Origin of the sequence: Prevotella sp. Rep29, from assembly GCF_019551475.1 — a bacterium.
Taxonomy (GTDB): Bacteria; Bacteroidota; Bacteroidia; order Bacteroidales; family Bacteroidaceae; genus Prevotella.
The window spans coordinates 871,609-890,962 of sequence record NZ_CP047159.1 but is presented as its reverse complement, the minus strand read 5'-3'; the positions used below and the strand labels follow the sequence as shown (position 1 = coordinate 890,962).

Annotated in this window: 12 protein-coding genes; all 12 read right to left on the bottom strand. The window is 46.3% G+C overall.

All coding sequences use genetic code 11. The features are described 5' to 3' along the window. Positions 1-25: 25 nt before the first annotated feature. Positions 26-1,033 carry a TerC family protein gene (locus tag GRF55_RS03735; protein WP_255563833.1) on the bottom strand — a complete coding sequence of 336 codons (1,008 nt, stop codon included), beginning with the start codon at positions 1,031-1,033 and terminating at the stop codon, positions 26-28. Between the two features lie 10 nt (positions 1,034-1,043). Then, on the bottom strand, positions 1,044-1,445 hold the full coding sequence (locus GRF55_RS03730; RefSeq protein WP_220369203.1) for a (deoxy)nucleoside triphosphate pyrophosphohydrolase: 402 nt from the start codon (positions 1,443-1,445) through the stop codon (positions 1,044-1,046). A 430-nt stretch (positions 1,446-1,875) separates the two neighbouring features. After that, a complete protein-coding gene (locus tag GRF55_RS03725) occupies positions 1,876-2,274 on the bottom strand; it encodes a hypothetical protein (RefSeq protein WP_220369202.1) in 399 nt (132 codons plus the stop codon). A gap of 15 nt (positions 2,275-2,289) precedes the next feature. Continuing rightward, the gene (locus GRF55_RS11675; protein ID WP_255563832.1) at positions 2,290-2,424 is read right to left on the bottom strand and encodes a hypothetical protein; all 135 of its coding nucleotides are present in this window, start codon (positions 2,422-2,424) and stop codon (positions 2,290-2,292) included. A gap of 292 nt (positions 2,425-2,716) precedes the next feature. Next, the gene (locus GRF55_RS03720; RefSeq protein ID WP_220369201.1) at positions 2,717-3,061 is read right to left on the bottom strand and encodes a DUF86 domain-containing protein; all 345 of its coding nucleotides are present in this window, start codon (positions 3,059-3,061) and stop codon (positions 2,717-2,719) included. Next, complete coding sequence (locus GRF55_RS03715) at positions 3,045-3,344, bottom strand: nucleotidyltransferase family protein (protein ID WP_220369200.1); 300 nt, start codon at positions 3,342-3,344, stop codon at positions 3,045-3,047. The genes GRF55_RS03720 and GRF55_RS03715 overlap by 17 nt, the downstream gene beginning before the upstream one ends. Before the next feature lie 689 nt (positions 3,345-4,033). After that, positions 4,034-4,756, bottom strand: coding sequence for an SDR family oxidoreductase (locus tag GRF55_RS03710; RefSeq protein WP_220369199.1), 723 nt, complete (start codon positions 4,754-4,756; stop codon positions 4,034-4,036). A gap of 197 nt (positions 4,757-4,953) precedes the next feature. Further along, on the bottom strand, positions 4,954-11,466 hold the full coding sequence (locus GRF55_RS03705) for a DUF4465 domain-containing protein (RefSeq protein WP_220369198.1): 6,513 nt from the start codon (positions 11,464-11,466) through the stop codon (positions 4,954-4,956). A gap of 52 nt (positions 11,467-11,518) precedes the next feature. Next, positions 11,519-15,115 carry a DUF4465 domain-containing protein gene (locus tag GRF55_RS03700; protein WP_220369197.1) on the bottom strand — a complete coding sequence of 1,199 codons (3,597 nt, stop codon included), beginning with the start codon at positions 15,113-15,115 and terminating at the stop codon, positions 11,519-11,521. After that, positions 15,084-16,145: a hypothetical protein gene (locus tag GRF55_RS03695; protein WP_220369196.1), complete on the bottom strand. Its 1,062-nt coding sequence runs from the start codon at positions 16,143-16,145 to the stop codon at positions 15,084-15,086. The genes GRF55_RS03700 and GRF55_RS03695 overlap by 32 nt, the downstream gene beginning before the upstream one ends. 15 nt (positions 16,146-16,160) lie before the next feature. Next, complete coding sequence (locus tag GRF55_RS03690) at positions 16,161-17,348, bottom strand: YncE family protein (protein WP_255563831.1); 1,188 nt, start codon at positions 17,346-17,348, stop codon at positions 16,161-16,163. A 14-nt stretch (positions 17,349-17,362) separates the two neighbouring features. Continuing rightward, complete coding sequence (locus tag GRF55_RS03685; RefSeq protein ID WP_255563854.1) at positions 17,363-19,345, bottom strand: TonB-dependent siderophore receptor; 1,983 nt, start codon at positions 19,343-19,345, stop codon at positions 17,363-17,365. Between the last annotated feature and the right edge of the window lie 9 nt (positions 19,346-19,354).

Genomic DNA, 19,354 nt, shown 5'->3' with positions numbered 1-19,354 from the left:
TTGTATCTCCCAAATCCTCACATCCCTACTCCGCAGCTTCCTTTTTCCTGCACACCAGCGACAGGACGATGGAGAGAGTCAGTACACCGAAGATGACCAAAAGGCTGACCAGGGTCGGTATCTCAACGTGGGGAACATTCACACTGATGCCCAGCATGGCGAAAAACTCGTTGAAATACTCGGTGGTGGACAATAGCATCTTCACTCCCACAAAAACCAGGATGAGCGCAATGCCGTATTTGAGATAGGTGAAATATTTCGCAAGGGCTGCCAGCGCGAAATAGAGCGACCGCAAGCCCAGAATGGCGAAGATGTTACTCGTGAGGATGATGAAAGTGTCGCGCGAAACGGAAAAAACGGCAGGAATGGAATCGACGGCAAAAATCACGTCGCTCGTCTCAATGGCTATCAGCGCAACGAACAAGGGGGTCGCCATCTTCCGACCGTTTTCATGGACAAAAAACTTTCCGCCGTGCATCTTGTCGGTCACGGGATAGACACGCCGGAACAGCCGCACGAGGAAGTTTTCGGTGTGCACATCCGTCTGCGAATCGTTGTGGACGAACATCTTGAAGCCGGTATAGAGCAGGAACAGTCCGAACAAACCGAGAACCCACTCGAAGCGACTGACGATGGCGGCACCGGTAAAGATGAAGATGCTGCGCAAGACCAAGGCACCGATGATGCCCCAGAAGAGCACTTCGTGCTGATATTTCCGCTCGACACCGAAAAACGAGAAGAGCATCAGGAAGACAAAAAGGTTGTCCACCGACAACGATTTCTCTATCAGATAGGCTGCGAGGAACTCCATCGTCTGCTCGTGGGGATCCACGGGATAGAACAGATAGATGCCCAACGCGAAGAGCAGCGAGACCGCTATCCATACACCTGTCATGAACAGGGCTTCGCGCATACCAACCTCATGCTGTCCCTTACGCCCAAAAAGTTTCAAGTCGGCTGCCAACATCAACAGCACCGAAACATAGAACATCACCCATCCCCACACCGGGATTTCCGCAACATGCATATTCATAACTGTTTCTTCAGATAATCATTTCCAACAATTTGCGGTCGGCTTCGGTCCACTCCAACGCTGTCATCTCGCTCTTGTCGAGCCATTTATAGTCGAGATGTTCGAGCATCTTAAACTCGCCGTCGCCACCCTTGCACCAATAGGCTGTGAGGGTGATGGTGAAGTCGGGATACTCGTGTGTCACCTGTCCAAGCTGCCTACCCACGTACACATCCCAATCCATCTCTTCTTTTATCTCACGAACGAGGGCTTCATGGTCGCTCTCCCCTGCCTTTCTCTTCCCGCCGGGAAATTCCCAGCGCTCGCTGATGTAAGGCAGACGGCTCCTGCAACGCTGCATGCAGAGAATCTTTCCATCCTCCTCAACGACAGCGGCAACCACCTGATAGTGTTTCTTTTCCTTCTTTATCATGTTTATGCATAAGTTTTTTCCGCACAGACTTTCCCGCTGCACGGACGAACAACGTTACTTTTAGCGAAGCAAAGTTCCGAAAAATCTATGACATCAGCAAACAATTCCCCGAATTTTCACAAAATTGTAACGTCGGCATCATTTTGGGAAAATTGGTAAAAGAAAGACAGCTAGATGGAAATTTCAACTCAAATAAACTCGTTACTCTGTGAACAAATAATCAGGATTTTTACATTAATACATTTTATTTTATTGAGGGTGTGTCAAAATGGCGGAAGTGCGCTTCGCGCAGAAATCTCACAAATCTATCCAAAATCTTTCATTCTGTGTATCAGCACTTTGATTTGTTAGATTTGTATAGATTTGTTGGATTTCTCGTCCGTAGGACGACTGAATTCCTATTTTGACACACCCTCAATCAGTTTTTACATCATTTTGAAATAATTGTTATATAATAATGAACTGTCTCTCCATACCCATAATCAATATCTTCATCTTCTAATAATTTAAATGAATTTTTATTGAGCGACACAATTTGAAAACTCTGCTTGCCAAAAGCAATATAGGTTTTACCGTTTTTGCGAAGGATAGAATACTTTTCTTCCAAGAAATATGAAAGCTCAGAAGTTAACGAAATTCCATTCTCTCTATATATATTCCCCTGTTTATCTCTTAGATAAATTTTAGAAGAATTATGGATATAACAGTCCTTATTTTCCGTAAATTCTATCGTTCCTGTATAGTCTCCTTCCCATTTCAAATCATAATCTTTAGTCCCAGTATAGTCTCCTTCCAATACTATATCTGAATATACATAGTCTACCCTCACTGTGCCTTTTATATCCTATTTACCGGTCAGCATATTCACAATTTCCTCCGTAGTCAAATCGGTGGCATTATCATCATCGCCACAAGATACTATCAAAGGAAGAGCGACAAACATGAGCATTATCATGCTCCATTTTTTTATTTTTCTCATAATTGTTTTGTTTTAAATTGTTATTAACTATATTGTTTGAAACACGCACAAAAAAACGTGGACAAATTACTTCGTCTACGTCATCTTGGTATCGGCAAACACCATGTAATCCAAACGAGTAAAAGCCCACGCCATGTGGCGTGAACTTCCAACTTCAGTTCTTGATTACATTTTGAAAATTTGCCGATTTCAGATGACAAGAATCAAAAGTGGATGTTCATCCTATATTTTCTTATCTACTATTTTCAACCCATAGGCAATCATTGTTTGTTAGTTCAACATTTTTATAATTCTACATTTCAGCCAGATATGATTCTACCTGCTCTTTCAAAGGTTGAAGGTCATTATCTATGACATTCCACAACAAATCCTTACGAACTTGAAAGTATCCATGCACAATATGATGACGCATGCCCTCTATCTGCCGCCAAGATGTAGCCGGATGAGCATCCTTAAATTCTTTGCTCAACATATATGCGGCTTCGCCTATAATCATTGTGTAATAGGCAAGCCCGCCATAAACAACTTTGTCGGCATCAATGTTTTCAAGCGTCATGCCTGCGCACCTCTTCAAGATGGTGTCTATAGCATCTAACATATGCGCCAGACTACCTTTATCTTTAACTGGCTCTCTCATATATCAGAATTTTATCTTTTTCCGCATCCCCTGAAGCAAAAGGGAGTAAAGAACCTTCAGGAACGAGGTCAACCTCCCTGCCCAGAATCTCTTTTAAGTCCATATACATACCCCCAAGGGTCAAAAGACTGAAACGCTGGGACATATCGGGCTCGAAAAGTATGTCAACATCAGAGTCCTCATGCTCTTCTCCACGGGCATACGAACCGAAGAGCCATGCCTTCAAGACGGGCTGCGTCTTGAAATATTCGGCTATAAGTTGGGTCATTGCTTGAGTACTCATATCGTCTTACTTCAGGTTACTACCCTGCAAATATAAAGAAAATTTCTTTGTGAACAAAGTTTCAACTGATTTTTTCAAGCGAAGAGCAAGAAAAGTGGTCCTTTTTTTCAGTTATAACCTGCCCGATAGAACTATTGACTTAACTTCAAAACGACCTAAAGCCGTGACAAATTCTCTACTACTTAACTACAGAAATTTGAGTAAAAATCCTAAAAAATGCTTGACTTGTATCCCGAGATGTGTTCTATATGCAACTAACTCGGCATTCCCGTTTTTCGGTTTTTTGCGTTATTTTGCCCGTTTTTTGGGAAAAGATGCTGTTCGGTGGGGAAAAATGGCGATTTTTGACGATTTTTTAAGGCGCTGACTATCAACTTCTTACGATTTTGTGCTATTTTTTCGTTTTCCCAAAGTTCAACTTTCGCATCCTAAAAGGGGAACTTTTGCAAGCTAAAAGTGGCACTTTTTGACGACAAAAGTTGAAGTTTTAGAACGAGAAAACGCATACTCATCGCGGAAATATGCAGGTTTGACCCATAAATCACATATTCCCCGTTTGTTTATGCAAAACTTTCGCCCGCAAATTCCTCAGAATCGACTCTCTGTTTGTAAAACATTCTGCCTTAAAGCGTTCGTTTTTTAAGTTAAAATAGTTATTGGATGTTAACGTGTTTTTTAGCAGCGGTTCGTCATAGTTTGAGCCGTCGCCAAATCCAGTTGGGAAGGCATCGCCATCCTGCTGTGAGCAATCGGTAGCGCCAGTCGATAATCGCCACGTGCTTCCGCCTTTCAATCGCCCGGACGGCTTTTCGTGCCACATATTCGGCTGTCATCATCATCGGATAGTTATTGTCGCCACTGAGCAGTTCGGTATCCGCAAATCCCGGACGTATGTCGGTAAAGTTGATGGGGAGTTTCCTGCTGTTCGCCAACTGCTCGAGCGACTGGATGTAAGTGGCTTGGAAAGCTTTCGTCGCTGAATATGCCGGTGCCGGTCCCAGTCCTTTGGTGCCTGCAATGGAAGAGATGACAGCGATGTGTCCTCCACCGTGCTCAGCCATGTATCTGAACACCTCCCCCACCATGCGCGTAAATCCCCAGACATTGGTCGCCGCCGTACGGTTCTCGATGTCTGCATCAAGCAGCCGGTTCTGCCGTCCGATGCCTGCCACGTGGATATAGAGTTCGACGCCTTCCATGTGCGTGATAAGTTCGTGGAGCTGTTCGGGAGCCGTATCCTGGTTTACGTCGAGCGCGATGGGAATGACCCTTTCGGGAGCCAACAGCCGTAAAGGCTCCAGCCGCTCGCTCCTGCGCGCTGCCACAGCCACGGTCCACCCTTTCCCTATCAGCAGCCGACTCATTTCGAATCCGATGCCGGACGACGCTCCTATGACGATTGCTCTTTTCATTGGTAGCTGCAAATATAGCGATTATTTTCCGTTCGCTAAAAAAATCGGGAGGTTTCTTGACGAGGCGACGCACCAAAAGGGGCATAGAGACTATATAAAATAGAGAGACGATATAGGCTATATGAACTGGAAATAAAAAAACAGCCATGTCCCTCTGCGGAACATGGCTGTTGCAAGCAAAACTGTCGAGTGAGAGGTTATCTCACAATCAGTTTCTTCGTTTCTCCATTCTTCATGCGTACGATGTTGATGCCACGCTGCGGTTGGTCGATGCGCTTGCCGTCGAGGGTGTAGTAACCTTCCACGTCGGCTGCATCGATACCGATAAGGCGGATACCCGTCGCAATCGTTACAGGAATGCGCACATACTCGACCTTACCTTTTTGCGTCACTTTGACAACAATCTCGTAAGTGCCGTCGGTTGTTCCCGTCACGTTCAGCGTACCGTCAGCATTGACCGTTGCGGTAATGCCTTCGGGCAACTGATCGACAATCTCATAGGTCTTCGTCGCACTGCCTTCATTGAGTGTCGTGAAGTCGTCCACATCCACCGTCAGACTGCCGTTGTCAGCGGTCTGTGTGGCAGCAGTCGTCTCGTTGCGCTCACCGTTGAAATTGTCAAGACAGAAGTAGGCTGGTGTCGTCAGACCGTAGCTGTTCTTCTTGCTGCCGTCGAACGTGAACGAGAGGTTCTTCACCTTACCGAGCGACGTGAGGTCCACCCACTGCCATGTGTCGAGATAGTAGTGGTCGGCTGCATTGCTTGCACGGTAGTCAGCTAGGTAAGCCTCCACCGATTTACCGTTGTCGCCACTGATAATCACCTTGAGGTAATCACCCTGTGCGAATGCACCCAGAAATCCGTCGCCATTGACTATTGCGTCAGCAGTCCAAGCGTTGTTCGTGATATAGAATCCACGGATAGAGTCGCCCTCGGCGTTGTTCATCACGTGAATCTTACCGCCCTGCGGATAAGCCACCACATAGTTCTCTGAACCGTTGACACCGCTTCCCACAACCGACTTGTGCTGGTCGGCGAGTGTTTCATAGACGGTAGAGGTCTGGTTCGAATAAGAGAAGTCATAGTAGTAGTTATATCCAGGCATTGCGCCGCTGTCGAACTTATAGCTTCCGCTAACGAACGAGGTACGGCTGTCGTTGCAGTGCCAATAGCTTTCGCTGTCGAGATAGAGGTTCTCGAACGTAGCCGTAACGGCATCGCCAGTCACATAAGCACGAACGAAGGCTGTATCGGCTTTCTCTGCATTGTCTTTGACGATGAAGATATAGTCGGTACACTCGGTCGGCGTATGAGTAGTAGTGAAGATGGCGTCGATATCATCTGCACTCTCGAAGGTTTCGGTCAGCAGGACATTGTGCTTGCCGTCCATCCATGTGAGCGTGTAGGGAGCGGTGCGCTCATCGACGGTCACCATTGCCATGAGGGTAACGCCCGTTCCTGCCTCAACCGTCTCTTCGTCGGTAGAGTTGTTGATATAGACGTCAGCCTCCGGCTTGTCGGTTACAGGAGGTGTCGCAGTCATTGTGAAGGTCTCTGTCTGACTGATTTCACCTTCTGCACCGCGCAGTCCGACGGGCAGGAAGTATGCGATATACTGCTCGCCAATCTCCAGACCTTCCACCTCGATGGTCGTCTCTGTCTCAGCAGAAACGTCCTTCTTTATCTCTGACGCCTTGAGCTCGTCAACGGTCGGAGCCGTCTCGGTGGCTTTCTTCACGATGCAGTAAACCGTTGCTGCGAGGTCGGTCTTCACGGCGAGTGTCGCCTTTCCGTCGATAGCCGTAACCACCTTCGGATAGGTCTCGAGCATCACGGGTGCCTGGTTGTCGGCACTATATTCGTATGCACCGATGGTGATGTTCTCCGTCGGGCGAGCCTTTCCGGCGATATCAGTGGTCACGTAGCTCAGTGCCGTTGCCGTGAGCAGGTCACCATCGAGGTCATCAGCCGGTTCCAGCACATTCTCGCTCAAGAAGTTGACCTTCTTGTTCACACTACCCGTTGCACCTGTCTTTGTGACGAAGAAATCGAAGTCGCCCTTCGTTGCAGAAGCTGCGCGGAAGAAGTCGGTTCCTTCGGTATAGACAACGTTGTTCTGGAAGTTGATTTTTCCGAGGTTGTCATCATTGTAGAGGTTGACAGCCAAGCCGTTGGTCTCGTTCTGAATGATGTTGTTCACGACGTTGATGTTGCCGTAACCTGCATCCAGCTTACTGTTCAGCCAGAACGCTGCACCACCGTTCGTACCCGTCATGCGGAATGTGTTATGGGCGATATTCACGTTCTTGATTTTCGCAGCTGCGAGCTTGAACGAACTGTAGCTTGCGTTGAGCGAAGTCAGGTTGACAACGTTGTTGGCAATCAGCATCGGTGCTGCTGCAGAAGCTTCCACCTGACGCAGATTGAATACTGGGGCATAAGTCTTCGGAGCCACATTGAAGATGTTTCCTGTCACTTCGAATGGCTCATCATACTCATCGCGCAGCTGCATATCGAAGATACCCACGCTGATCTTTGTCTCTGCATCGGCATCGATAATGACCGTATTGTTGCGAATCTTCGCACCCAGCTCGTCCATCACGTAGATAGACTTCGTACCGCCGTTGCGGATGGTGTTGCCCTCGATGACAGCACCTACTTCCTTCGGCAGACGGACATAACCGGTACCACCGATACGCATACTGATGTAACCACCTTCAATCAAGTTGTCCTTGACGGTGATATAGTCGTTGTTGCGGTTCGCTTCATCGATAGCCGTCATATTGATAATACCAATACTTTGTTGTGCATTGGTCGATACTGAAGCATGCAGGTAACAGCCTTCGATGGTCACGTGGCGGCTCTCGTTCTTCAACTGGATAACACCCGGATAGGCATTGTCGGTGGTTGTCACCTCAAGGTTCTTCAACGTAAGCCAGTCACATCCGGCAACTGTAATGACACCTTTTTGTCTCACCTGGTGCTCAGCGCCAAACGGATAGGTGTAACTGTCGTGATAAATCTTCACATCGAGATAGTCACCGCTTTCAGACTGCAGCGTAATGGTGTTCGTCGACGAAGTGCCCGGGATATGCGGGATAACCACCTGCTCGTTGTACTCACCATTCTTGATGTTGATGACAACCGGTCCGTCCACGCCGGAAGAAACAGCGTCAACAGCCGCCTGAATCGTAGCATAGTCACCACCCGTACCGACAGTGAACGTACCGTGCATACCGGATTTGACGGTAACCGAAGCCGTCACATCTTCCGTCACATTAGTCTGCGCTCCGTTGATTGTGAACGAAGTCAGTTTCGCAGATGCCTGTGCACCGACAGTTGCATCGCTCTTGATGTTGTAAGCGACCCAGAACTTATATACGCCTTCCTTGTCGATGGTATAACTGCCCGTCACATTGGTTGTGCCTTGTGCTTCACCAAACTTGTTGACTGCCGAGAAAGCACCAATCGTGTCTGTGGTATAGACAAACACCTTGTCGAGCGCAGCATTCTGAGTTGCGTCAATGGTGAACTGCTGAACCTCCAGCGGAGTATAGTCGCCCTCCACCGTCATGTCCACGCGCAGCATCTGCACGTCTTCCTGACCAGCCATCACGTTGGTTGTGCTGACATCGGTCACCGTGTAGTTCTTCACCTCGAAGGCTTTCTTCTGATAGCCTTGCACTTCGATAGCGAAGTTCGGACGCGTGTAGCTTCCTTTACCGACATATTTAATGGTTATCTTGCCATCGGCTGAGTTAGACACAATCGGATCGAACTTAGCAGACGAACCGCTCAGATCGACAATCAGCTTGTCATTATCAACCTCTCCACCTTCATATATATATAGGTGTGCTGTAGAAGCAAATGCGATTCCTTTGTCAATGAGTTTGATGGTCGCGCCTTCTTCGAGTGGAGCAAACGTAATGGTCGCTTCTACGCCATCGGCACCATCGGCGTTGGGACCTCCATCATCATAGAACATGACGCTTTTCCCAGTTCCGACTTTGATTTCTCCGTTGTCACCATTGGTTGCAATAATCATGCTCTTCAGGAGACGTTCTCCTTCAGGGTCGCCGTTTGTTGCGTTAACGTTGCTTTCGCCCGCCTTGACAGAAATAATCTTTGCGTCGATGGTTTCTCCATCATCAGCCGTTGGACTTACATCGACAGACATCTTGAAGGTGTTTTCACCTTCAGCGAGTTCTACTGGTGTTGTCAAAGTAACGGTGACGGTTTGCTCTTCGGCAACAGTTGTTTCACCGATTACAGCATCGTTCTGAGTCACATAGAGTTTTTCCACATTCTGCTGCTTGCCCTTCAAGTCGAAAGTCATCTCGCTCAGGCTCACAGCGTCTTGGTCGCCGGTTGTGAAGACTTTGACATCGAGCAGTTCCTGCTTCTTGGCACCAACCGATACGACAGCAGTAGAAGGATGAGTAGCAACGATGCTGTCGATTTGCATCGGCTGTGACTGGTATTCGCTGACGGTGGCGGTCCAACCTGCAGCGCAATAGGTAGATGTGGATGCTTTCGGATTGAAAACAATGGTCATTGAACCGTCAGCTGCTGTAGAACGGAGCACTTTTCCAGGTCCTTTCTGGTTGTCGATACTCCAAAGGAGTTCGCCACTGGTTCCTTGTCCGCTATATACTTTGAAGTCAGCTTTCTGTCCCCATGAAGAGGTGGAATAATAAACATCAAAAGCGGTGAAATCGAGTTGGATAACTTTTCCTTCGTGCATCGGTATGAAGACGTTGGTTCGGTCGTCCGTTCCCGGTTCATATTTCGATGGCACGGCGCTGTATGGCTTTGTCTTGAATTCAAGCGAGCCGTTGACTTTTTTGGTTATGGTTCCCATATTTTGATAGGAGAGTGCCACATTTTCAACGATTCGTTCGCCATCCGGGCTTCCGTTGACAACATTGGTTGTTGTTCCACTGATTGTTGCAGAAAGAATCGCTGCATCTACCTTCTGTCCGTTGATGGCTTCGTCGTTGATGTTGTATGCCAACCAAAAATAGTTGTCGCCTTCTAACAGTGTCACAGGCATTGTTGCTGTAATCTCAAAAGCATCAGCGGAAATGACGGTTTCTCCAACTTTCTTAGACGTTTTGAACGCATTTTCCGCAGCAGTGTAATACAATGTAGCCTTTGTGATTTGTGGATAGGTTCCGTTGGTGTTGAATGCAAATTTCTGTGCCTCCAAAGCAGGTTCGGTATTTTCGGTTGTGATGTTGAATGACAAGATTTGTTGGTCTTCGTCAGCAGCCACCAATGTTTCGTTAGTAGGATGGTTGGCCGTGATTGTATTGAGCGTCATTGCCTGCGGTGTGAATAGCGAAACAAGTGCTTCAAAACCATCGTTGAGTGTAGCCGTCAATGCATCGCTGAACAACACAATGGTAAGCGCTCCGTCGGGAGATGTAGAACGCACTGTTCCTGTTTCTCCATCTTGGAAAGTTTTGACCAAGTTGTCTGCATTAGCGGATGTTCCATTGTAAACGCGTATTTCTTGGTTGTAGAGTGAACCTCTGAAGATGTCAATCATGCTGAAATCAACCATTACTTTTTTACCGGTAACTCCAGGAATGAAAGTAACAGTTCCGTTTGCACGACATTCGACACCAGCTTGAGGTCCTCCTTCGTCAAAGAAGTTAAGTGGCGTTTCGTTTACGGTAATCGTCTGTGGGGCAGTAGTCATCAAGACAATTGCAGGATTGGTGACTTCAACAGATGTTCCAGGTGTAAACGGAGTGACGCCGTCAGGTATTCCGTTTGTCGTGACTTTGGTAATGTCGATTTGTACTTTCGCACCAATTTCGGCAGTTCCTAAGAAGTCTCCTTTCACGGTAAATGATGTGGTTCCTTCGCCGAGCGCTTCGTTCAAGGTAAATTTATAGCCAGTACCATCGGCAACGACCGTCGCATCAACCTGTGTATTGTCTTTGAAAAGTTTTAAGGCTGTAGGATCGATAGCGTTCTCGTTTTTTGTGAGATTGAAATGAATTCCCGTTACATGGTCGGGACTCATCACACCAGTTGCCGTAACAAAAACATTTGCTAAAGAGATGTTTTGCTTAGCATTTGGGGTGTTAATGACTCCGTCATAGTTAGAACCAGCACCGGTCACGGTCATGTTCTCAAGCTTAATGCATTTTACTTTTGCAACCCATCCTGCACATTTATTGGAATTACGGTGCATGAATCCAACAGAAAGGGCACCATTGGCAGTCCCAGCAGTATAAACAACAGGAAGGGACGGCTTGTTTGAGTTATTGATTTTTTCTGCGATAAGAGTTCCCGATAAACCAGTTAAGCTGGAAGATGATGTAACTTGACTTGAAGAGCTTGCCCAAGTGAATGTATTATCGGCATCAGCTTCTCCGTCATAGAGGTTCATGTAGAGGAAATAATTGGCTGAATATTGATTCAAATCTATCGTTTCGAACGTGATTTGAATAGATTTGCCTTCCTCTGCGGGCTTAAATACTGTCAGAGACTGACTATTGTAACTATTGTTGTCAACAATGTCAGCAGTCCCCCAAGGGTCATAAAACGTAATCTCTTCGTCGGAAGCAACCGTGACGGTCTGCTTTCCGAACTGTAGCTGATTGACCGTTCTTGTTGACTGCGCATACATCTGTATTGGTATGCAAAGCAACAATAAGGTCAAAACAACCATCAACTTTTGTAAATGTTGTTTCATCTTGTTTAAAATTAAATGTTAGTTATTAAAATATTAAATGTGATTTTCTTGTTTATTTTATTATTTTTCGGAAGCTTCCATCGCTCATTTTTACGATGTTCAATCCGCGTTGTAATTTCGTGAGGCGTTTTCCTTCAGCTGTATATATGGCTTTTATAGTTGCTTTGGAAGGAGGTGTGTTGCCTATTGATGATGTGTTTCCGATATTCAATCGTATAAACTGAATTTTTCCGCGCTGAATAGCTCGTATGATAACGCTGACGTCTTTCTGCCCGTTGGTGTTCAGTATTCCTGTTTCAGACAATGAAAAGGATGTGTTCTTATCGTCGATAGTGTATTTTATCGTTGCGGTGGGATGGTCGAAAGAGAAATATTGTGAGATGTCCACAAGAGAAGAATTTGCTTCGAGCTGCACTTCAGTAATTTGGCGCTCTCCATTGAAGTTGTCAATACAGAAATAAGAAGGAGTAGTCATTCCATAGAGATTGCCACGTGTGCTTCCCATTGTAAATACAATCTTTTTCATTTTCCCTAATTCGCTCATATCGACCCATTGCCATGTGTCAAGATAATAGTGGTCTTCCTCTTTTTCTGCGCGATAATCGGCAAGGAAATAGTCGAAACTCTTTTCTTCTCCGAAAGAATCAATACCTTTGACGTTCAATCGAAGGTAATCTCCCTTTCTAAATCCTCCTTCTGTGTATCCGTCACCATTGCGTATGGCATCTATGACCCACGCATTGTTGGTAACATAAAATCCTTTGATATTATCTTCGAAATCGTTCAGAATTTCAATGGCTGTTCCCTGTGGATAGCAAACGACATAATTATTTGACCCGTTGTAACCGGCTCCTGCTGCTGAATTGAACTGGTCGGTACGAATGTTTTCAAAAAGGATAGAAGTGCGGTTGGAGAACGAACAGCCATACCAATAGTTCATTTCGGGTACACACGTGTTGTTGAACAGGTATGTGCCGCTAACAAAGGAACCAGGCAGGCGCTCGCCGTCGTTATAAGATTCGGGAGTGAGATAGAGATTTTCAAAGGTAGCAGTGATTGCTTCTCCCATCACAATCACCCGACAAGTGTCAATAGCGGTTTTCCCATTAGCATCGGTTACTTTTACCAAGTAATCATCACATTCGGTCGGAACGTGTCGGAATGTCAATGTCTCAGCATTAGTGGTCTCTTCACTGAGAACTTGATGTTTTCCGTTCATCCATACGATATTATAGGGCTTAGTTCCGTCTTTTACTTTTGCTTCCAATGTGATTTCAGTACCCAAATCAGCTAGCGTATTTTTTGCCTCTATAACAGGAGCTATGGGGTCATATTCCCGGACAATAGCCTCGAATCCCTTTCCTGTATGTGCAAATTTTTTAGCATCGCTATTAAAAACGATGGTAAGGGCACCATCTTCAGATTTCGAGGAGATGGGAGTATTCGGACCGTTTTCTATGTCTGATGATGTTTTAGCTTCCCATAATAGTTCGCCTTCAACGCCATAACCGCTATAGATTTTGAAACTGGCCTTTACAGGTTCATCTCCGTCTTTCCAATAAAGTACAAATTTGCTGAAATCGATTTGACAACGCATGTTCTCATGTTTTGGAACAAAAATATTGATACGGTCATCTTTCCCGAATTCATAATATTCTAATTCGCCAAGAAATGGTTTGTTCTTGAAAGTCAGGAAATCATTTACAACGCTGACTACAATGCCTTGTTCTTTATGTGAATATACAGTGTGTTTGACCATGCGATTGCCGTATGGGTCACCTTCATTAACCGTGTGGGTATTCCCGTCCACGATAAAAGAAAGCAGCTGGGCGTCAATGCGCTGTCCGTTTAAGGCATTTTCATCAATATCGAACGTCAGCCAGAAATAGTTGTCTCCTTCTATCAAGCGAACAGGCTCTTCTGTGGTCAAGTCTATATTTGTGTCAGAAACAGTAATTTCACCAATCTTTTTTGCTTTTTCAAACTCATTTAGCATTCTACCGTAGTAAAGGGACGCTTTTGTAATAGGGGCATCCGTCCCGTTTGTCGTAAAAAAGAATTGTTCTGCAGAGAGTGCGTTCCCGTTTTCTTTTGTCTTTATATTCCAGTATATGACAGGTTGATTGATATCCCCTGGACTAACGACATCTTTTACATATTGTGAAACTTTTATTTCATCAATTGTCATAGGTTCTGGAACGATTTGACTGACTTTAGCCTCAAAACCTTCGCTGTTGGCTGAACTGACAGTGCTTAAGAATGTAACGGTCAGAGCACCGTCTTCAGAACTGGATTTGACAATAGGTTGTTGGTAATTCTTCACTTCCATGAGGAAATTATCCTCATCCGTATTCATTCCGTTATATACTTTAATATATTGTCCGTAGTTTCCATATTGTCCAGCAACAAAAAGTCTTACTTTGGAAAAATCTATTTGTACTTTTTTGCCTGCCGTTTCTGGTATAAAAGTCACTCGTCCCTCAAAATAGGGAGAAATGTTTCCATTCAATCCTCCGTCGTCAAAGAAATCTAACGGATAGTCTCCAACGACTATTGTGTCGTTCGTTGCTATCAGAATAATTCCTGGGCAGTGTACGGCAACAGGATCTTTTTTCTCAAAAGGAGCGATTCCGTCAGGACATTTTAAGGTAATTAGTCTTGTGATGTCAATACTTACTTTTCCTCCGATAGTTCCATCATCCAGAAAGTCACACAAAATGGCAAAGGTATTATTTCCTTTTTCAAGTGTCTGATTCAGGTTTATCTTATACCCACTGCCATCTTCAGTGACGGTACTGTTAATAAGCATAGCCCCGTCGGCATCAATATTCTCTTTCAGATAAACTTTTATTGATTGAGGGTTGATGACGTTTTCGTTGTCTGGCAATGTGACGTTTATAGCAGTCAGCCTATCGGCATTATTTTCTCCCTCAGTCTCTATATAGAAATTGGTTAATAAGATGTTATCCTTTGTACGTGGATTGACCACTACATTTGAATAATACTCTCCAGCATCCTTTACTTCCATAGTTTGAGGTTCAATACAACGTACTTTAGCGACCCATCCTTTGCCGGCTTTTCCTCTTTTCCATAGCATTCCAACAGACAGACAGCCATCTGTTGACGTGGAAGTGAACGTTTTGTTTGTATAAGTGCCGTCCATTTTTTCCATAATATCTCCGCCACAAATACTTGGATTCTCCGTTACGTCATAAACGGATGAAGCCCATGAGAAACTATTGTCAGCATCGGCAATTCCGTTATAGATGTTTACATAGCCCGGCCAACCTTGGCCATCGCTCTGCACATCAAACCGTTCAAAAGTAATCTGAATTACAGCACCGCTTGTTGCCGGTTTGAAAACCGTCAGTGATTGGGTGTTGTTCAAATAGGAGTCGGTAAATCCTTTTCCCTCCTTGAAATCATAATACGTTATTTCTTCATTTGCTTTTATGGTAACCATCTGCTTTCCGAACTGTCTCTGCACGACCTTGTCCGTAGCAAGAAGCCGTGAAGGGATAAGCAGCAACATGGCTAACGATGTTAGTTGAAGGATTAGCCGATGGTTTATTTGAGCGTGCAATCGTCTTTTTACATTTAATACACTGCTCATTTTTTTATCGAATAAAGATTTTCTTTGTTTTTCCATTTTTTATTTTTAAGATATTCAAGCCATGCTGTAATTTCTCAATCCGTCTTCCGTCAATTGTATAGATTGCCTGTATTTGCTGGCTGTCATCGTTTTCATTGATGTTGTCAATTCCTGTCAATGCATTGTTGATAGCAGCGATGGATTCCTCCAGATGCAAGTCCTCGGCTCCTGTCACTTCGGTACTGGTTTCACCAAGCCATCCTGCATTTTGATTGACCGCTGTATAGACGCGGACGAAATCGATAAAGTCGAGTGTGACGGGATTGCGCTCAGCATCCACAGCCCACTCAATGTTGAAACCATTGGCGATGCTGTCTGTGTTGGATTTATTATCTACATAGCCGTAGTTGAAAGATGTCAAGACCCAATACTGATTTTCGCCTTCACCGCCAGTGTTGGTACCATTCTTCGGCAGACAGGTGCCTGTGAACGTCAAGGGACTGCTCATCCATTGGGGAAAATATTCCTGTTTATGAAACCCATTACGCGGAACCGTACCTGACGCTCCCTGATTATCCGTCCAAGGAATGTCGTGCATGGGCGCTGCGGTATAGGTGATTTGGTAGTTATAGGTCACTTTTTCCGGACAATCCGTGTCGGCGCTGCCGCTCAGTTCATACCACGGATCATCGGGAAGTCCGTTCTTATTGAGGTCTTTCGACACCATAACGATACCAGGTTCTCCACTTCCTGAAAAAGCATTTCCGGCAACATAGAAGTCGGCTTTGCCTGCAATGTTGGCAATGCTATGGTCGAAATGGAAGGTGATATACCCACCATAGGCGCCAAGCGACACAAGTCCTCCCTTGTTTTCCGCCAGTCTGGCGGTACATTTGTCTGCCATATCCTGCGCAGAGTTGCCCTCAGCGTACGGCGGAAGCTCGTTAACGAATTGTCCGGGTGCAGGACAATATTCGTCCACAGCCTGAATATACTTGCTGTGTTCCGTCTTGTCGTCCATCCGCTGTGCTGCGAGATGGCTTGTTCCACCCAAAAAGAGTGCTGTTAAAAGTAAAAGTTTCTTCATAAGCTATCTTGGTTTTTATTCTTCTCGTTTCTTATATACAAACACGGCATGCGCCGGAATGTCGCCCGTCCACACGCGCCAGTCAAACGTTCCGTCGGCATGGAAGTGCAGCAGTTCGCCACTGGACACATAGTTCTTTGCATCCATGATATAGAAGTCGCGGTTAATCGGGTTGACGATAATACCATACGGCATCTCGATGCCGGCAATCTCCGGTGCGGAAAAGAGCTGGGTCGTAACCGCCTGGTGCGTTCGCACGTTGATAATGCCGTAAGTTATCTGATTGGAGAACGTCTCATAATTGAACGCCACACCCACATAATAAAGGGAATCGCCCACAATGCACATGTCGGAGACTGCTGTATTGATGGTATCGCCGACCACCATCTCGCCGCTGTTGTTCTCATACATCCATATCAGGCATGCCGGGTTTTTGTAATAATCTCCACGCGAAGTCACCCACAACTGCCCGTATTTGTCGGCACGGATGCGGTGCAGGTTCGGATACACATCTATCGAACGCTCCACCGTGAAGGTGCTGATATCGATGACACTCACCCGTTTGTCATAGTTGGGCACCCGATAGCCACCGCTATTTGCCACATAGATTTTTCCGTCAAGTATCGTCAATTCGTCCGGCTGATAGCCTACGACTACGGAATCCACTTTCTCGAAGGTCAGAGTATCTACTTTATAGATTCGCCCGAGGGGGGCATCGTTTGAGATTGAAACGGGACCGACATAAGAGCTGACATAGGCATAGCCGCCGTCGAAAGCGAGGTATCGGCAGTTTGGAATATCTATCTTCGCGATTTTTCGACAACTATCGGCTATTGCCACCTCTACCTTGTTGGAGCAGTTGATCACCATCCAAAGTTGGCTGCCGTATATCTGAATATCATTGCCCACGTCGCCCAACTCCTTGACCGTATTCGGATTGCGCTCCGAATAGATGTTGCGGAAGTAGCGGACCGTCTCATGGTTTCCCGACAAATCGAGATAATCGACGGTCGCTTTATTGCTTCCCATGTTCCCCTCGTTGAGGACGTACATTCCGACAATATCGCTCAACACGACTTCGCCGCCCGTGTCCGTCTCTTCTGAAAAGACGATGTATTCGTCGCCACGACACGAACTGACCAGCATCAGCAAGATGCTCATGCCAATATATATATAATAATGTGTGTTCATAGACTGTTTCATTTTCTTTCTTTATTTTATATCGTTACGTCCAGACTGATTCCATAGTTGCGCTTCGGCATCGGATAGTTGAGAATGACATCGTAGTCCTGACTGAACACGTTGTTCACTTCCAACGTCGCTTTCCACAAGGTCTTGCCCCATTTGAAACGATACATCAGGCTCAAGTCGCTCGTGTACCAGGGCTGCATGTGGTTATATCGGATATTCTCCTGCTGATTATACCGCTCACCGGCATAGATAAAGCTATAAGTAAAGTCCCAGTCTTTATAAGTGACATTGAGGATGGCAGAACCGCTGTTCCATGGAATGTAGGGTATCTGGTCCTTGTAGAATGAATTTTGCGGATTGGTCACGTCTCTTGCGTCCTGATAAGTGTATTGCAGTCTGCCGGAAACCTGCAGGTCTTTCGCCGGCTGGACGGTCAGTTCGGTCTCCACATCGACGCCTGTGATATGCACCCTGCCGAGATTCATCATCGTCCAACGGAACTGCTGTCCTTTCGGATAGGCGATAATCTTGTCATGAACGGTGTTGTAATAGCCGTCGGTCTGAATGCGAAAGTGTTTCCAGAAGCCGTCTTTCCATGCCTTGTCATAAACCACGCCTACGTTATATTGCAATGCCGCTTCTGGTTTCAGGTTGGCATTCCCCACTTCCGTATAATACATATCGTTGAATGTCGGCATGCGGAAGCTACGTTTCACAAAGGCACGCACCGAGAAGCTCTGCGTCCTGAACGGATATACATTCACGAAGATGGCTGGTGTCAGCTCGTGGGTCGATTTCTTGTCTGCCCTGTTTTCTGTATGGTCTTTGATGAATGTAGCCAACAGGCTTCCTTGAATCTTCAAGCGCTTGAGGTCTAATGCGGAAGCCAGGGCTATAAGATTGGAAAAGCGGTGCGGGAAAGCGAAGTTCACCATGTCGCTCCGCAGCTTGTTCCAACGGAAATCATAGCTGAGTGACGCACTCCAGTTGGGAAGTATCTCATACACGTTCGACGTGGATATGTACAGTTCCTGCTGTTTATAGCGGTTGTCCACATGCATCTGCGTGGTGTCGTTGTTCACGTAACGGGTGTCGTAATAGGCATATTTTGCCTGTAAGCGTGTGCTGAAACGGTCGCCGAAGCTCTTCTGCCACGATGCCTGCGTGAAATAGTTATGGTCCCACTGCCGCTCTCCCCTGCGCCAGACGTTATTAACGATAGCGCCGGGAATGCCTCGCTCGGAATGATAGGTGTAGAGTTTGAAGTTCCAATAGCCCTGCTCGAGCACTCCATGCACGTTTCCTTCCATGCGCACAGCCCATATATCACCGTTCTGGCGGGTCGCCGTCGTGTCATACGCCACTGTCTTGTCCAGATTCAGACGGCGATAGCGGAACTTGTACTTGCCGCTTGACGTCAACACTCCTCCTGCCAGCGAGGCACTGACTGCCTGCGAAAGTTTCTGCTCACAAAGCGTGGAGAAGCGGAACATATCGCTGGAGCCATACTTCGCCTTCAGTTTCAGATTGTAACTCTTGTCGTAGGAGAAGCGGGGAAGGCGCGTCCGGATATACACAGAGCCGGCATTGCCGAAATCGCTGGCTGTCTGGAAGATGGCGCTCTTCTGCCCATTGTACAGCGTTATCTCCTGAACATTGTCCAGGGAGAACTGTCCGAGGTCTATCTGACCGTTCTGCGCATTGCCCAGTTCAATGCCGTCATAATAGATGCCCAGATGGTTGGTACCCATCGAGCGGATATTCACCGTCTTGATGCCTCCCACGCCCCCGTAGTCTTTTATCTGCAATCCCGAGAAATAGCGCAAGGCATCGGCAACGGAATGGGTGTTCAAACGCTCCAACTGCTCACCTTTCAGTTTTTGCGAAGGCATTACTTCCTGAAACGTGAGCTTGCCGGTGACAACCACCTCGTCGATTCTTCTTACCGAATCCTGCAAATCACCTGTGACCTGCTGCGACCACATATTTGCAACAATGGCGCATAGCATCGCCATAGC

Bases quoted from the DNA above. Each gene is read 5' to 3' on its own strand.
- GRF55_RS03735 (WP_255563833.1), bottom strand. From the start codon at position 1,033: ATGAATATGCATGTTGCGGAAATCCCGGTGTGGGGATGGGTGATGTTC.
- GRF55_RS03730 (WP_220369203.1), bottom strand. From the start codon at position 1,445: ATGATAAAGAAGGAAAAGAAACACTATCAGGTGGTTGCCGCTGTCGTT.
- GRF55_RS11675 (WP_255563832.1), bottom strand. From the start codon at position 2,424: ATGAGAAAAATAAAAAAATGGAGCATGATAATGCTCATGTTTGTCGCT.
- GRF55_RS03720 (WP_220369201.1), bottom strand. From the start codon at position 3,061: ATGAGAGAGCCAGTTAAAGATAAAGGTAGTCTGGCGCATATGTTAGAT.
- GRF55_RS03715 (WP_220369200.1), bottom strand. From the start codon at position 3,344: ATGAGTACTCAAGCAATGACCCAACTTATAGCCGAATATTTCAAGACG.
- GRF55_RS03710 (WP_220369199.1), bottom strand. From the start codon at position 4,756: ATGAAAAGAGCAATCGTCATAGGAGCGTCGTCCGGCATCGGATTCGAA.
- GRF55_RS03705 (WP_220369198.1), bottom strand. From the start codon at position 11,466: ATGAAACAACATTTACAAAAGTTGATGGTTGTTTTGACCTTATTGTTG.
- GRF55_RS03700 (WP_220369197.1), bottom strand. From the start codon at position 15,115: ATGGAAAAACAAAGAAAATCTTTATTCGATAAAAAAATGAGCAGTGTA.
- GRF55_RS03695 (WP_220369196.1), bottom strand. From the start codon at position 16,145: ATGAAGAAACTTTTACTTTTAACAGCACTCTTTTTGGGTGGAACAAGC.
- GRF55_RS03690 (WP_255563831.1), bottom strand. From the start codon at position 17,348: ATGAAACAGTCTATGAACACACATTATTATATATATATTGGCATGAGC.
- GRF55_RS03685 (WP_255563854.1), bottom strand. From the start codon at position 19,345: ATGCTATGCGCCATTGTTGCAAATATGTGGTCGCAGCAGGTCACAGGT.